Raw genomic sequence first — 14,434 nt, 5'->3', positions numbered from 1 at the left:
AATAATGTTAGAGCTTAGGCAAATAAAAAAGTCTTTCGGTCAGAAGCTGGTTTTAAAAAACGTATCTTTGGTAGCTAAACCTGGTGAGCTGATTCATATCTCAGGTATTAATGGTTCTGGGAAGTCCACCATTTTTAAAATTATTACCGGTTTATTAAAGGCAGACAGCGGTGAAATTAGGCTGGGTGAAAATGATGTTGTAGGCGCGTTAATAGAAAATCCTGATTTTTTAGAATATGAATCGGCCATGTCCAATCTTCATTTTCTGGCTAATCTTAATAAACGGTTTAATGAGAAAATAGTTAGGGATTTACTAAGGCATTTTATGCTTGATCCTGATGATCCAGAACCCATAGCTAAGTATTCTGTCGGTATGAGACAAAAGGTAGGTATTATTCAAGCTGTGATGGAAAACCAAAATGTCATTTTGCTTGATGAGCCAACTCGTGGAATTGATCAAGAGAGCATTAGCTTATTTGTGGCCCTGCTAAAAAAATTAAAACAGCAAAATAAAATTGTAGTAGTTGCCAGCCACGATCAAATTAATGAGCTTAAATATGATCGTCTCTTTATATTGCGACAAGGAATACTGCAAGAAAAATAAAAGCAGTATAAAATACTTGTTCAAAGCATATAAAAACAGCATTGAAAATTTTCTCAATGCTGTTTTATATTTTAACTAATTTTATATAACTAATAATTTTACTTAAATGCTAATGCGCCCATTGGATCCCAAGGTAATAATTGAATTGGGTCTTTAGCACCTTCATCAAAAGCTTTCTTTAAGTCATCAGGCAAGAATTTCTTGTTGATAACTGCTTGGTAAACAAAACTGTCAAACCAGGAATCGCTCATGACAAAGTAACCTTTAAAGCCAGGCTTTTCTCCCCAAGAGTTTTCAATCTTCCATTTAGTAGGCTTGTCATCAACTAAGTCAACGCCAGTGATAACCATAGCGTGATCCATCATACTTTCACTGGAATCAAGCATATCTGCTTTTGACATTGAAAAGTCAACGTCAAATAGCTCATTGCGCTTGTAAATATCTGTATCTAACAAACCAAGTTGTCTTTCTGAATCCTTACCAACATTTGAACCAAACCAAACAACTTCACCAGCTTTAAGTTGTTTAATAATCAGGTCTTTCATTTCAGAAATTTTGACGTTAAGATGGCGAACTTGCCGACCACCAACAACATTACCCAAGTACTCAACGGAAAAAACTTTATGATATGGTTTATCATCTGTAGGTGAATTAATGATTGAAACGTGATCTTCCAAATTCATGCCTACGAATTTATCAAAGAACTCCTTAGGCGTAATTCCTGCTTCACGGTGATAATTACCATCATCATCTTTATATTCAAAGTCAAATTTCTTTGGCGGAACTCCTAATGAAATAGCCAAAATGCGGAAGACTTCGTTTAAAAAGTCATTCTTGCGTTGCTCAACTTCATCTTCTGACTTGCCGGCGTTAACTAAATTGCGTAATTCTAAGCCATCTTTACGCAAAAGGGTATTCAAAGTATCGTTTAAAGCACTTGAATTATTAGAATTAGCTGTTTCTGGATAAACTGACTTAGGTACGATTCCATATTTCTCTACTAGTCCACAAAGCATGTCCCATTGACCACCGTCTTGTTGTGGTGTAGCAAACAAGAAGCTAACTTTACGGTCACCGAGTGGTTTCTTGGCTGAAGCAATCACATTTTCAAAGAAAAAGTTTGATTTTTCAAATTTATCCCAGAAATTAGTGTAATTTTGTGATAATTCAAAATCCTTAATCTTATATTCCTTTTGGATTGGGTGGCGCATAGTATTCAATGCAGAGAACATCCAGCAACGACCTGACTGCTTTTGATCAGCAGGCTTGCCAGTATCAATTTCTACTGAAAAGGTTGGTGTTAAATCAATCTTAGATTGCAGGTTTTGACTAGCTTTATAGATGCCATTTTCTTGGGCAGCATGACTGGCAATATTAATACCAGAGTGATTCGCTAAATCTTTTGTGAAATCATCAATGGCTGCACTTGTAATTTCTTTTGTCATATTAAATAGATCCTCCTTAAACAAATTAATACTATTTTAGCTTATCCGGCTGAAGTAGTCTATCTCTGAAAATTTAATTATTGTTAAAAAAGTATTTGTTTTTACTTTACTTATTTAATCTTTCAATACTAGAGAGAACCGTTTTTTGGACTTGGTTTGTGATACCAAATTGATTCAAAATCTGGATGCTCATTAAAGTAGTTAATAACTAAAGGATCAAGCGGCCAAACAGGCAGATGAGATTTTTGAGCAATAAACATTACTATTTTCATTTGATCATGTAAAATCTTTTTGCTATCCATTTTGGGATTGACGAAGAAGTGATTCATAATCCAAACTGTAGCATCTTTACGTTCAATTTTGTCCATTGTCCAACTATAAATCATTTGGTCATTATCATCCTCTTCTTGAAAAAATTGGTGAGGATCATCTAAATTAAACATTTATTCTCCCTTCAAAATAAAAAATAAATTTTACGTATTTAAATTATATAAGATTTCAAATATTATCTGCAAATTAATGTAAAATAGTGTTTAAAAGTTTTAAAGGAGATAACATGGAAAAGATTCGGGGCTTTGAGATTGTATCTAAATATCAAAACAAAAATGTTACTTTACCAAGAAGACAAACGATTGCTAGTGCAGGCTATGATTTAGCTGCAGCAAAGGACGTATTAATTCCCAGCATTTGGCGACTTAATTTTGTCCGTATTTTTAGATTAATTCGTAATGGCCACCAATTGTACGAACAGGATTACGAGATGGCTGAACATGTTCTTAAACCGTTCTTGATTCCCACAGGAGTGAAAGCATATATGCCGGATGATGAAGTATTATTGCTGGCAAATCGTTCATCAAATACTTTTAAAAGAAACCTTGCGTTGCCAAATGGAGTTGGTGTCATTGATTCTGATTATTATAATAATGATGCCAATGAAGGCGAGATTTTTGTTCAATTAATCAACTATGGGGTCAGGCCTATTCAGATTCATCAAGGTGACCGAATTGGTCAGGGAATTTTTATTCATTATTTAAAATCTGATAATGATGTGCCCATTGACAGACAAAGAATAAATGGCTTTGGGTCCACAAACAAGAAGGGAAGCTAAATGGCAAAATTAAAGACCAAGTATAAATGTCGTTCCTGTGGTTACATTTCTGCTAGTTATTTAGGGCGCTGTCCCAATTGCGGCGCTTGGAATCAGTTTGAAAAAGAAACTGAAGCAGTGCAAAATCGTTCAACTAAAGGCAGTCCCAGCAGGCTCATTAAGAAAACCGGAATTAGTGAACCGGTTAAATTAGGAAATGTTAAGGCAGAAAAAGAAGAACGTATACAAACCAGTATGGAAGAGCTTAACAGAGTTTTAGGCGGAGGAATCGTTCCCGGTTCATTAGTCTTGATTGGCGGCGACCCTGGCATTGGCAAGTCAACTTTAATGTTGCAAATTATGAGCGAACTTGCAAATCAATATAAAGTGCTATATGTTTCGGGGGAAGAATCAGCCAATCAGATTAAGCTACGGGCTGACCGTTTAGGACTGCCAGCTAATGATATGATGCTTTATCCTGAAACAGACATGGAAGACATTCGCCAACAAATTTCCGAGCTAGAGCCGGATTTTGTTGTCATTGACTCAATTCAGACAATGAATGAACCAAGCTTAGATTCAATGACGGGATCAGCTTCACAAGTAAGAGAAGTTACTAGTGAACTAATGAAGATTGCCAAAATGGATGCGATTACCGTTTTTGTTATTGGGCACGTGACAAAAGAAGGTGCTATTGCCGGTCCAAAAATACTAGAGCACATGGTAGATACTGTTCTTTATTTTGAGGGTGATGAACACCATGCCTACCGTATTTTACATTCTGTTAAAAACCGATTTGGTGCTGCTAATGAAATAGGCATGTTTGAAATGGTTAATAAAGGTTTAAAAGAAGTTACTAATCCTTCAGCTGTATTTTTAGATGAACGGTTGCCCAAATCTACTGGTTCCGCGATTGTTGTCTCTCTTGAAGGAACAAGACCTATTTTGGCAGAAATTCAGGCTTTGGTTACGCCCACAGCTTTTGGTTATGCCAAAAGAACTACTTCGGGCATTGACTATAATCGGGCGGGATTATTGCTGGCTGTTCTAGAAAAACGAGGCAACTTGATGTTGCAAAATCAGGATGTATATTTAACTGCTACTGGTGGAATCCGTTTGAACGAGCCGGCAGTGGATTTAGCCGTCGTGATGGCTATTGCATCAAGTTATAAAAATCAGGAAATTTTGCCAACTGATTGTTTTGTTGGTGAAGTTGGCTTGACCGGTGAGGTCAGACGCGTCAACCAAATAGATGCACGTATTAAAGAAGCTGCTAAAACCGGTTTTAAGCGTATTTTTATTCCGAAGCACAATATGCGCGCAAGTCTAAAGAATGCTGGAATTGAAGTTATTCCCATTTCAAGTATTCCGCAAGCCTTAAAACTAGTTTTAGGCTAACGAACATTGAACTTTTTTTCTATTACGGGTAAACTTAAATTGTTTATATTTACTTTTGAAAGAGGCATGAATTTTGGCTAAACAAAAAATTCGGGTAAGATATGCCCCAAGTCCAACAGGGCACTTACACATTGGAAATGCACGAACTGCGCTATTTAATTATTTATTTGCGCGTCATAACAAGGGAACTTTTGTTTTGAGAATTGAGGATACTGACCAGAAGCGTAATGTTGAAGGCGGTTCAGAGTCGCAAATGGAAAACTTGCACTGGCTTGGTATTGATTGGGATGAAGGTCCTGACAAGGGTGGCGATTATGGTCCATATCGTCAATCTGAACGAAAAGACATCTATAATAAATACATTAAGCAGCTGGTTGATGAAGGTAAAGCTTATTACTCTTATAAAACTGAGGAAAAATTAGAAGAGCAGCGTGAAGAACAACGTGCAATGGGCATTGCACCTCATTACACGTATGAATATGAAGGAATGACAGCAGATGAGATTGCTAAAAAGCAAGAGCAGGCAAAGGCAAAGGGCTTAAAGCCTGTTGTTCGTATCCATATTCCTGAAATGGAAACATATTCTTGGGATGATATTGTTAAGGGTCATCTTAGTTTTGAGTCTGATACCATCGGTGGCGATTTTGTCATTCAAAAACGCGATGGCATGCCTACTTACAATTTTGCAGTGGTAATTGATGATCACCTGATGAAAATTACTCACGTTTTGCGTGGAGATGATCACGTTTCAAACACGCCTAAGCAATTAGCAGTTTATGAGGCTCTAGGCTGGGCGCCGCCAAAATTTGGTCACATGACTTTAATTATTAATTCGGAAACTGGTAAAAAACTTTCAAAGCGTGATGAATCTGTTTTACAATTCATTGAGCAATACAGAGATCTTGGTTATCTACCTGATGCAATGTTTAACTTTATTACATTATTAGGCTGGTCTCCAGTTGGTGAAAGCGAGATTTTCAGCCAACGTGAGTTAATTAAACAATTTGATCCGGCAAGATTATCTAATTCTCCTGCTGCTTTTGATCAGAAGAAATTGGAGTGGATTAACAACCAGTATATTAAAAAGGCTGATCGTGATACTCTTTTAGACTTGGCACTTAATAATTTGCAAGAAGCAGGTTTGGTTGAAAAAGATCCAAATCCGGAAAAAATGGAGTGGGTCAGACAGTTAGTTAACATCTATTCTGTTCAAATGTCATATACAAAGCAGATCGTTGACCTAGCAAAAATTTTCTTTAATGCTCCTAAAGACTTAAGTGAAAAAGAAATTGAAGAAATTCGTAAAGATGACGCTAGACCGGTAATTGAAGAATTTAAGAAGCAAATTGATTTAATTCCACGGTTTACTGCTCCTCAAATAATGAATGCTGTACAAGCAACTCGCAAGGCAACGGGAATTAAGGGTAGACGCTTGTTTATGCCAATAAGAATTGCTACTACCAGGTCAATGGTGGGACCAGGAATTGGTGAAGCTATGGAGCTGTTAGGCAAAAAACGGGTGTTAGAACATTTAGATTTAACTCTGAAGCAAATGAGTGAAAACGGCTTATAGTTATCAAAACAGCGTATTATTCTATTATTAAATGAGAGTAATACGCTGTTTTAACTTGCAGTTAAACAAAATCAGATTATAGCAAAAAAGCAAGATAGTAAACTTTTAGTTAAAAAAATTGCTTACGATTTCTGGTAAAATTAAGATATAGAATTTGGAAAGGTCAGTTAGCCACAGTGAAAATTTACAACACTTTAACTAATACTAAAGAAGAATTTAAGCCGATCACCCCAGGTCAGGTAACAATGTATGTTTGTGGACCAACAGTATATAATTACATTCATATTGGTAATGCCAGGAGCGTCATTGCATTTGATACCATCAGACGCTATTTGGAATTCCGGGGTTTTAAGGTAAATTTTGTGTCTAATTTTACTGATGTAGACGATAAAATGATCGCTGAAGCTAAAGCTGAAAATGTTACGGTACCTGAATTAGCTCAGCGCTACATTAAAGCATATCGTGAAGATATTGCAGCCTTAAATGTTGAGCCGGCAACACTTAATCCACGGGCAACTCACGAAATCACAGCAATTATCGCTTTTGTTAAAAAACTGATTGCTAACGGTTATGCTTATGAGTCAGATGGGGATGTTTATTTTCATACCAGAAAATTTAAGCATTATGGCGCCCTTAGTAGCCAAAATATTGCAAAGCTTGAAGAGGGTGCTTCTGAGCATGTTAATGAAGAAGAACAAAAGCGTAAAGAAGACCCAATAGATTTCGCTTTATGGAAAAAACAAAAGGAACCTGATGAAATAGCTTGGGGTTCTCCTTGGGGTAAGGGTCGTCCCGGTTGGCATATCGAATGTTCAGTTATGGCTACAAAATATTTAGGCGAAACAATTGATATTCATGGTGGTGGTCAAGATTTGGAATTTCCTCATCATGAAAATGAAATTGCTCAAAGTGAAGCAGCAACTGGTAAAACCTTTGTCCATTACTGGATGCATAATGGTTTTGTTACAGTTGGAGCAGATGCTGAAAAAATGTCTAAGTCACTGCATAATTTTGTAACTGTGCATGATTTGATAAAAGAAGTTGATCCACTTGTGTTGCGCTTCTTTATGGCCAGTGTTCAATATAGAAAACAAATTAATTATTCGACTGATAATTTAAAACAAGCACAAATTATTTTGCAGAGGTTTAAGAATACTCTTAACAATCTTGAATATCGCCTTAAAGATGGTTCAATAAGCAAAAAGTCAGAAATTTTAGTCAATAGAATTCAAGACACTCAGCATAAATTTATTAATGCTATGGATGATGACTTTAATGTTCAGAACGCTTTAACCGCCATTTACGATTTATTACCAGAAATAAATGCCAACATTAATGCTAAAAATGCAGATAAAGATGCTCTTAAAAAAGCGGCTAAACTTTTGACAAGTTGGTTAGCTGTTTTCGGGATAGATGTACAGCGCTTAATTACCGCTGAAAATCAAAATGATGATGAGCAAGTTCAGAGACTAATTAAAAAACGTGAAGAAGCACGTAAAAGCAAAGATTGGGCACAAAGCGATGCGTTGCGGGACGAACTTAAACAAATGGGTGTTACAGTTGAAGATACACCACAAGGAACAAGGTGGCTACGTGAATAAAACTCTAAAAATGACAGAAAGTGATGTTAATCCGGATACTCTAAATGGTCAAACATTAGCTTATCTAGGTGATGCTGTTTATGAAATTTTTATCAGGCGACATTTAATTAAATGTGGCATTGTTAAACCCCAAGTCTTGCAAAGAAGAGCTACTCACTATGTGTCGGCCAAAGCGCAAGCAGCATTAATTACCAAACTTCAGGAAGAAGAGTTGCTTACTGAAGATGAAGTAGCAACTTTTCACCGCGGTCGCAATTCGAAAACCTATACTAAAGCAAAAAATACCAGTTTGGCTACTTATCAGTTATCTACAGGTTTTGAAGCTGTTTGGGGTTACTTAGAACTCTTAAACAAAAAAGATCGTATAGAGCAGCTGACTGAATGGTGTATTAAAACTATTGAGAATGGGGGCATAGAGGAATATGACTTCAAGTGACAAAGACTTTGTTTTTGGCAGGCATGCGGGACTGGATTATTTAAAAACTCAAGATGCTGATCATATTAACAAAATATTTTTACAGCAGGGGATTAAAGAAAGTTTTGCCAATCAAGTATTTACCTTGGCTAAGCAGAAGGGGTTAATTGTCCAAACGGTACCCAAAAACAAATTAGACAAATTGGTTCAAGGTGGAAATCATCAAGGAATAGTTTTAACGGTAGCTAGTTTTGAATATGCCGATCTGGATCAGCTGCTGGATAAATTTGACCACCGCAATCACGAACCGTTTCTACTGATGCTTGATTCAATTGAAGATCCCCATAATTTGGGTTCTATTTTGAGAACAGCAGATGCCACTGGAGTTGACGGCATTATTATTCCTAAAAGACGTGCTACCGGGTTAACTTCTGTTGTAGCTAAAACTTCAACTGGAGCAATTGATTATGTGCCAGTAGCAAGGGTAAATAATCTGGTGCAAACTGCAAAAATATTAAAAAAACGTGGCTATTGGCTTTTTGGTACTGATATGAAAGGTACAGATTATCGGCAGTGGGATAGTAATGGCAAAACTGTTTTGGTAATCGGCAATGAAGGTAAAGGAATTTCACGCCTTCTTAAAGAGCAGATGGACCAAATGCTGACATTGCCTATGGTCGGGCATGTGCAATCACTGAACGCCAGTGTTGCAACTGGTGTTTTGCTTTATCAGATGCTTAACAGCCGCAATCCTCTTAAATAGCTTTTCTAACACTCTGATCAATCAGAGTGTATTTTTGTGGCCAAATAAAGTAATATTCTCTTTTTTATTTAATGCGGTTTCAACAAATCTGGCTTTTTGTTGTTGCCGAACTGACAGTAAAAAATAGTTGCTGAATTTGAACTTAGGTTCGATTTTTGAGGTTCATTAGTTACTGTATTCTTCAATAAAAATTTAAATAGGAGAAGCGAAATGAAGAATACTGAAACAAATATTAAAAGTGAGGCGGAACTTATTAGGCAAATAAAAAATGGTGATGATGAAGCTTTATTGAATCTATGTTTTCTTTATAAGCCATTGATTAATAAGGTGAAAAGTTTGTATCATGTTCGCTATTATGACAGTCAGGATTGGGAACAGGATGCGATGATTATTTGTCACGATTCTGCAATAAGTTTTGACCTAAATAAAGGAAAATTCGGTAGCTATTTTAAAACACGACTGATCAATCATGCACGCTCACTTGTAAGATATGATAATGCCTATCGGAGGCAGGCTTTGAAACAATCAGTTTCATTAGAAACAGCCAAGAAAAACAATTTATTGCCTTTAGATAAATCATTTGTTTCTATACCAGAAATTCCTTTAAGTGAAAATATTGCTATTTTGACCAGTAAGTTGTCTCATTTGGAGACCAATGCGCTATTGGTGGGCTTGGGTGTGATAGAACAAAAAGAAGTTATCCAAAAACTAAAAATTAGTAAATTAACTTTATCAAGAGCGCGTTCACGTCTTGCACAGAAAATGCGTCAAACATTGCTTAATTAGTATTTTTATAGTTGATATCTGGAAATTGCGGTATAATTGTTTTTGTAGAATAAATTTTAGGAGGTAGTTAAGATGGCAGATGAAGTTATGAAGACTGCATTGTTAGATCGTCACATGAAAGAAGTTTTTGACTGGAGTGACTCAGATATTCCAGTAAGAGATGCCCTTTGGGATTATTTTATGGAAAAGAATGGTAGAGATACCATCAAGACGGAAGAAGCTATGCTTCCATTCCTGAAAGACTCTGACGATAAAATCGAATCCTTCGTAAATGAAAATCTTAAGAAGTAAATCCGACTAATACAATGTTCTACGCACTGTGGTCACGCATTTGTTTGGCTACTACAAAGGCGGTTGCTTGAATGAGCAACTGCTTTTGTTTTGTAATAATTAAGTTTACAAGTAATTATTAAATTAATTGCTTAAGTTAGCCATTTTTGCTAAAATACAATAGTTTGGAAGTGAGATTATGGCAGTGAAAAAAGCATCATTAGCTTGCAGCATCTGTGGCTCTCGTAATTACTCAATCGCTGCAAGTAAGAATCGCACTCAGCGCCTTGAATTAAAAAAATTTTGTAAGCACTGCGGTAAAATGACGTTACATAAAGAAACGAGGTAAATTATGGTTAAATTCTTTAAGAGTGTTGTTGAGGAAATGAAATTGGTCACTTGGCCAACAGCAAAACAAAACCGTCACGACACCGCAATTGTTATTGTTTCTTCAATTTTGTTTGCTGCGTATTTAGGGTTACTCGATCTTTTGTTTACCAATGTTACGCAAATAGTTATGTAATAGCACAGTCTTTTTATTTGTGGTATAATTATATTAATTGGAAAGTCCTCCGGAGTAGAGGCTTTTTTGTTTGCCAAAAATATAAGGAGAATATGTAATAATGGTAGAAACTACTAAAAAGCAATGGTATGTGCTTCACACTTATTCAGGTTACGAAGACAAGGTCAAATCAGACTTATTGTCGCGAGCTCAAAGCATGGGGATGCAAGACTATATTTTTCGAGTAATGGTTCCTGAACAAGAAAAGATTGAAAAGGTAAACAACAAGAAAAAAGAAGTCGAAGAAAAGATTTTCCCTGGTTATGTTTTAGTTGAAATGGTGATGACAGATGAAAGTTGGTTTGTTGTGCGGAACACACCAAATGTAACAGGATTTGTCGGTTCACACGGGGGTGGTTCTAAGCCATCGCCACTTTTAGAAGAAGAAGTCAACAGGCTCTTACGTCAACAAGGTGAACCAGCTAAAAGACCGCAAATTGACTTTGAAGTTGGAGAAACTGTCACTATTATTGACGGCGCCTTTAATGGCGTTGAAGGTAAAATTACTGAAATTCAACCAGATAAGTACAAATTATTTGTTTCCGTTGATATGTTCGGCCGTGCTACAACCACTGAGCTTGATTATGATCAAGTAAAGAAAATTAGCTAGTAATAAGTCAATTATTGCAAAACTACTAAATAGATGATAATATATTAAAGTACTTTTATTATTGTGGGAGGAAAAGTAGGTAACTTTTCCATTTTAACCACGCACGGAATCAAGGAGGTTTTGACCGTGGCAAAGAAAGTTATAAATGTTGTTAAATTACAAATACCGGCTGGTGCTGCAACACCCGCTCCCCCAGTTGGTCCAGCTTTAGGTCAAGCTGGGATTAACATTGTTGGCTTTACTAAGGACTTCAATGCTAGAACTGCTGACCAAAAAGGCATGATTATTCCTGTAGTCATCACAGTATACGAAGATCGTTCATTTGAATTCGTTACTAAGACTCCACCAGCTCCAGTGCTTTTGAAGCAAGCTGCTAAGATTGACAAGGCATCCGGTGAACCTAATACTAAGAAAGTTGGTAAGGTAACCAAGGATCAAGTTAAGGAAATTGCTGAAACTAAGATGAAGGACCTTAACGCTGCTGATGTCGAAGCTGCTATGCGTATGATCGAAGGTACTGCTAGAAGCATGGGTATCGAAGTCGAAGACTAATCCTGTTATTTATAACAATTTAGGTGGGAGAGCTTTAGCTCGCTTGACCACATATTAAGGAGGAAATCACATGCCAAAGCATGGTAAAAAATATTTAGAAGCTGCTAAAAAAGTAGATTCAAAGAAATTATATTCAGTTGCTGAAGCAATGAAGTTAGTTAAAGAAACTTCATACGCGGGCTTTGATGCTTCAGTTGAAGTTTCATACAATTTGAGCGTTGACCCTAAACAAGCAGACCAACAAATTCGTGGCTCATTGGTTTTGCCTAATGGTACTGGTAAGACACAAAAAGTTATTGTATTTGCTGAGGGTCCTCAAGCTGAACAAGCTAAGGCTGCTGGTGCTGATGAAGTTGGTTCTGACGACTTAGTTGAAAAAGTGCAAAACGGTTACTTAGACTTTGATGTCGTTGTTGCTACACCAACAATGATGGCAAAAGTTGGACGTTTAGGTCGTGTACTTGGACCTAAAGGTTTGATGCCAAACCCTAAGACTGGTACCGTTACAATGGATATTGAAAAAGCCGTTAAGAATGTAAAAGCTGGTCAGGTTGAATATCGTGTTGACCGTCAAGCTGCTATTCACGCAGCAATTGGTAAAGTTTCATTTACTGATGAACAATTAATTGAAAACTTTGATGCATTGCGTGACGTTATTTTACGTGCGCGTCCATCTGCTGCTAAAGGCCAATACATTAAGAGCGTTGCTGTAGCTGCAACCTTTGGACCTGGGATTAAACTTGATCCATTAAATCTGGACTAAAATTGAACAATTAATTAAAGCAACTTTGCGATTAAGCAGGTTGCTTTTTTTATCTATTTATGAGTATTTATGATTGGTCAAAGGTAAAAGTTTTGATAAACTAGAGCTAAATTTTATTTGTTTAATTGAGGGAATCTTATATGAAAAAAAGTAATTTAGGCAGACTGCTGACATTAATATTATTTATGTCCCTATTTTTGACAGGTTGCAGTCAAAACCGAGAAAAAATTACTATTGTTGGCTCCAGTGCCTTACAACCTTTAATAGAACAAGCTGGCAATGACTATCACCTAGCCCACATGAGCAGCAACATTGTAGTTCAAGGTGGAGGATCCGGTACTGGTTTAAGTCAAGTTCAAGCCGGAGCTGTTGAAGTAGGCACTTCAGATGTTTATGCTGAGACCCAAAAGGGTATTGATGCAAGGAAACTGGAAGATTACCCTGTGGCAGTAGTTGGTATTGTGCCAATTGCAAACAAGGGTGTCGGAGTTAAAAATTTATCTACTAAACAACTCTCTGATATTTTTACTGGTAAAATTAAAAATTGGCGTCAAGTAGGTGGTAAAAATCAGTCAATTATTGTGATCAACCGTTCTCGTGGAAGTGGTACGCGATCGACATTTGAGGACTTGGTTCTAAATGGAAAAGAAGCAATTAATTCTCAAGAACAGGATTCAAATGGAACTGTCAAAAAAATTGTCAATTCTACACCGGGTACTATTTCTTATATTTCTTTTCCCTATGCTAATGACCAAAATATTCAAAAAATAAGTATAAATAATATTCAACCAGATAATAGAAACATACCCACGAACAAGTGGCCACTTTGGTCTTATGAGCATATGTATACAAAAGGTAAACCGAATAAGGCTACTGCAGCTTTTATTAAATACGTATTGAGTAAAAAAGTTCAAAAAGATTTAGTTCCTAAAATTGGCTATATAAGTGTACATGAAATGAAAGTTGCGCGTGATAGTCAAAATAAAATTACGAAGATAGGTAAATAAAATGGCAAAAAAAGAACAAGATTTACAACAAGTTGTTGAGAATGCTCTTGCCGAACAAAAAGTACCACATGTTAAGTTCAAAGGTATTGATCCCAAAAATATTGATGTTGATCGCTTAACTAAGCCATCAAAAGAAACACGACAAGAATGGTGGGGCAGAGGATTAACATTTTTGGCAATTATATTAATAGGAATATTAATAGTTGCAATCATTGGTTTTGTTGGCATGCATGGGTTAGCAACCTTTATTGATAATAAAGTGAACATTTTCCATTTTCTGTTTTCTACTGACTGGAATCCTAATGCTGGTAAAAACCATGTGGGTGCCGCAGCAATGATTGTCACTTCATTTGCCGTAACGCTGCTGGCAGCACTAATTGCAACACCATTTTCGATTGCCGTGGCACTATTTATGACAGAATATGAATCTGGTAAGAGAGTGCAGTTACTGCAATCCGTAATGGAGCTCTTAGTAGGTATTCCTTCTGTAGTTTATGGCTTTATTGGCTTAATGGTAGTTGTTCCAGCTGTCAGAACTATTTTTGGTGGAACGGGCTTTGGCATCTTGACTGCCACGTTAATACTTTTTGTAATGGTTCTGCCCACAATCACTTCTCTTACTGTTGATGCGTTTAAAGCTATTCCCAAAGATTTGCGAAAGTCTTCAGCAGCTCTTGGTGCTACGAAATGGCAGACTATATATCACGTTGTGCTGAGAGCAGCTCGCTCACGTATCATGACGGCCGTTATTTTCGGTATGGCTCGTGCTTTTGGTGAAGCTTTAGCTGTGCAAATGGCAATCGGGAATGCAGTCTTAATGCCATATAACTTGGTTAGCCCAGCAGCAACGTTAACTAGTCAGTTAACTAGTCAAATGGGCAATACTGTTATGGGGACCTTGCCTAACAATTCATTATGGTCTTTGGCACTTTTGTTATTAATTATGTCACTGGTATTTAATTTCTTGGTACATTTAATTGGAAAGAAGAGTTAGTAGT

18 protein-coding genes are annotated in these 14,434 nt (G+C 36.6%); 16 read left to right on the top strand and 2 right to left on the bottom strand.

Translation table 11 applies throughout. The annotated features are described in order from the left end of the window. Positions 1-4 precede the first annotated feature (4 nt). Complete coding sequence (locus JF76_RS07060) at positions 5-604, top strand: ATP-binding cassette domain-containing protein (protein WP_045928417.1); 600 nt, start codon at positions 5-7, stop codon at positions 602-604. Positions 605-702: 98 nt separating this feature from the next. On the opposite strand, the gene pepC is transcribed toward JF76_RS07060, so the two are convergent. Beyond that, positions 703-2,049 carry an aminopeptidase C gene (gene pepC, locus JF76_RS07055; protein WP_045928416.1) on the bottom strand — a complete coding sequence of 449 codons (1,347 nt, stop codon included), beginning with the start codon at positions 2,047-2,049 and terminating at the stop codon, positions 703-705. A 128-nt stretch (positions 2,050-2,177) separates the two neighbouring features. Continuing rightward, a complete protein-coding gene (locus JF76_RS07050; RefSeq protein ID WP_045928415.1) occupies positions 2,178-2,492 on the bottom strand; it encodes a hypothetical protein in 315 nt (104 codons plus the stop codon). A 113-nt stretch (positions 2,493-2,605) separates the two neighbouring features. On the opposite strand from JF76_RS07050, the gene JF76_RS07045 reads away from it, so the two are divergent. From JF76_RS07045 to pstC, 15 genes are all read left to right on the top strand, one after another. After that, positions 2,606-3,157 (top strand): dCTP deaminase/dUTPase family protein, encoded by a 552-nt coding sequence (locus JF76_RS07045; protein WP_045928414.1) that lies wholly within the window; start codon positions 2,606-2,608, stop codon positions 3,155-3,157. Continuing rightward, positions 3,158-4,534, top strand: a complete 1,377-nt coding sequence (gene radA / locus JF76_RS07040; protein WP_045928413.1) for a DNA repair protein RadA — start codon at positions 3,158-3,160, stop codon at positions 4,532-4,534. A gap of 73 nt (positions 4,535-4,607) precedes the next feature. Continuing rightward, complete coding sequence (gltX, locus tag JF76_RS07035) at positions 4,608-6,107, top strand: glutamate--tRNA ligase (protein WP_045928412.1); 1,500 nt, start codon at positions 4,608-4,610, stop codon at positions 6,105-6,107. A gap of 176 nt (positions 6,108-6,283) precedes the next feature. After that, positions 6,284-7,708: a cysteine--tRNA ligase gene (gene cysS, locus JF76_RS07030; RefSeq protein ID WP_045928411.1), complete on the top strand. Its 1,425-nt coding sequence runs from the start codon at positions 6,284-6,286 to the stop codon at positions 7,706-7,708. Between the two features lie 10 nt (positions 7,709-7,718). After that, positions 7,719-8,144: a Mini-ribonuclease 3 gene (locus JF76_RS07025; RefSeq protein ID WP_222711221.1), complete on the top strand. Its 426-nt coding sequence runs from the start codon at positions 7,719-7,721 to the stop codon at positions 8,142-8,144. Then, a complete protein-coding gene (rlmB, locus tag JF76_RS07020; RefSeq protein WP_045928409.1) occupies positions 8,131-8,886 on the top strand; it encodes a 23S rRNA (guanosine(2251)-2'-O)-methyltransferase RlmB in 756 nt (251 codons plus the stop codon). Before JF76_RS07025 ends, rlmB begins: the two co-directional genes overlap by 14 nt. A gap of 210 nt (positions 8,887-9,096) precedes the next feature. Continuing rightward, positions 9,097-9,672, top strand: coding sequence for a sigma-70 RNA polymerase sigma factor region 4 domain-containing protein (locus JF76_RS07015; protein ID WP_045928408.1), 576 nt, complete (start codon positions 9,097-9,099; stop codon positions 9,670-9,672). 72 nt (positions 9,673-9,744) lie between these two features. Then, complete coding sequence (locus JF76_RS07010) at positions 9,745-9,963, top strand: P8 family protein (protein ID WP_045928407.1); 219 nt, start codon at positions 9,745-9,747, stop codon at positions 9,961-9,963. Between the two features lie 178 nt (positions 9,964-10,141). Next, entirely contained in the window at positions 10,142-10,291 is a 150-nt protein-coding gene (gene rpmG, locus JF76_RS10120) for a 50S ribosomal protein L33 (protein WP_081945356.1), read from the top strand. Between the two features lie 3 nt (positions 10,292-10,294). Continuing rightward, a complete protein-coding gene (gene secE, locus JF76_RS07005; RefSeq protein ID WP_045928406.1) occupies positions 10,295-10,465 on the top strand; it encodes a preprotein translocase subunit SecE in 171 nt (56 codons plus the stop codon). A gap of 100 nt (positions 10,466-10,565) precedes the next feature. Further along, positions 10,566-11,114 (top strand): transcription termination/antitermination protein NusG, encoded by a 549-nt coding sequence (nusG, locus tag JF76_RS07000; protein ID WP_038523578.1) that lies wholly within the window; start codon positions 10,566-10,568, stop codon positions 11,112-11,114. A 126-nt stretch (positions 11,115-11,240) separates the two neighbouring features. Then, on the top strand, positions 11,241-11,666 hold the full coding sequence (rplK, locus tag JF76_RS06995; protein WP_034980336.1) for a 50S ribosomal protein L11: 426 nt from the start codon (positions 11,241-11,243) through the stop codon (positions 11,664-11,666). Positions 11,667-11,736: 70 nt separating this feature from the next. Then, positions 11,737-12,429 carry a 50S ribosomal protein L1 gene (gene rplA / locus JF76_RS06990; protein ID WP_045928405.1) on the top strand — a complete coding sequence of 231 codons (693 nt, stop codon included), beginning with the start codon at positions 11,737-11,739 and terminating at the stop codon, positions 12,427-12,429. A 140-nt stretch (positions 12,430-12,569) separates the two neighbouring features. After that, positions 12,570-13,436, top strand: coding sequence for a phosphate ABC transporter substrate-binding protein PstS family protein (locus JF76_RS06985; RefSeq protein WP_045928404.1), 867 nt, complete (start codon positions 12,570-12,572; stop codon positions 13,434-13,436). 1 nt (position 13,437) lies between these two features. Then, positions 13,438-14,430 carry a phosphate ABC transporter permease subunit PstC gene (gene pstC / locus JF76_RS06980; RefSeq protein ID WP_034980330.1) on the top strand — a complete coding sequence of 331 codons (993 nt, stop codon included), beginning with the start codon at positions 13,438-13,440 and terminating at the stop codon, positions 14,428-14,430. The last annotated feature ends 4 nt before the right edge of the window (positions 14,431-14,434 follow it).

It is taken from the genome of Lactobacillus kullabergensis, from assembly GCF_000967195.1.
Taxonomy (GTDB): Bacteria; Bacillota; Bacilli; order Lactobacillales; family Lactobacillaceae; genus Lactobacillus; species Lactobacillus kullabergensis.
This window is presented reverse-complemented; position numbering and strand designations above follow the sequence as displayed.

Excerpts from the sequence above, each read along its gene's own strand:
- JF76_RS07060 (WP_045928417.1), top strand. The coding sequence starts at position 5 with ATGTTAGAGCTTAGGCAAATAAAAAAGTCTTTCGGTCAGAAGCTGGTT.
- pepC (WP_045928416.1), bottom strand. The coding sequence starts at position 2,049 with ATGACAAAAGAAATTACAAGTGCAGCCATTGATGATTTCACAAAAGAT.
- JF76_RS07050 (WP_045928415.1), bottom strand. The coding sequence starts at position 2,492 with ATGTTTAATTTAGATGATCCTCACCAATTTTTTCAAGAAGAGGATGAT.
- JF76_RS07045 (WP_045928414.1), top strand. The coding sequence starts at position 2,606 with ATGGAAAAGATTCGGGGCTTTGAGATTGTATCTAAATATCAAAACAAA.
- radA (WP_045928413.1), top strand. The coding sequence starts at position 3,158 with ATGGCAAAATTAAAGACCAAGTATAAATGTCGTTCCTGTGGTTACATT.
- JF76_RS07025 (WP_222711221.1), top strand. The coding sequence starts at position 7,719 with ATGACAGAAAGTGATGTTAATCCGGATACTCTAAATGGTCAAACATTA.
- rlmB (WP_045928409.1), top strand. The coding sequence starts at position 8,131 with ATGACTTCAAGTGACAAAGACTTTGTTTTTGGCAGGCATGCGGGACTG.
- JF76_RS07015 (WP_045928408.1), top strand. The coding sequence starts at position 9,097 with ATGAAGAATACTGAAACAAATATTAAAAGTGAGGCGGAACTTATTAGG.
- JF76_RS07010 (WP_045928407.1), top strand. The coding sequence starts at position 9,745 with ATGGCAGATGAAGTTATGAAGACTGCATTGTTAGATCGTCACATGAAA.
- rpmG (WP_081945356.1), top strand. The coding sequence starts at position 10,142 with ATGGCAGTGAAAAAAGCATCATTAGCTTGCAGCATCTGTGGCTCTCGT.
- secE (WP_045928406.1), top strand. The coding sequence starts at position 10,295 with ATGGTTAAATTCTTTAAGAGTGTTGTTGAGGAAATGAAATTGGTCACT.
- nusG (WP_038523578.1), top strand. The coding sequence starts at position 10,566 with ATGGTAGAAACTACTAAAAAGCAATGGTATGTGCTTCACACTTATTCA.
- rplA (WP_045928405.1), top strand. The coding sequence starts at position 11,737 with ATGCCAAAGCATGGTAAAAAATATTTAGAAGCTGCTAAAAAAGTAGAT.
- JF76_RS06985 (WP_045928404.1), top strand. The coding sequence starts at position 12,570 with ATGAAAAAAAGTAATTTAGGCAGACTGCTGACATTAATATTATTTATG.
- pstC (WP_034980330.1), top strand. The coding sequence starts at position 13,438 with ATGGCAAAAAAAGAACAAGATTTACAACAAGTTGTTGAGAATGCTCTT.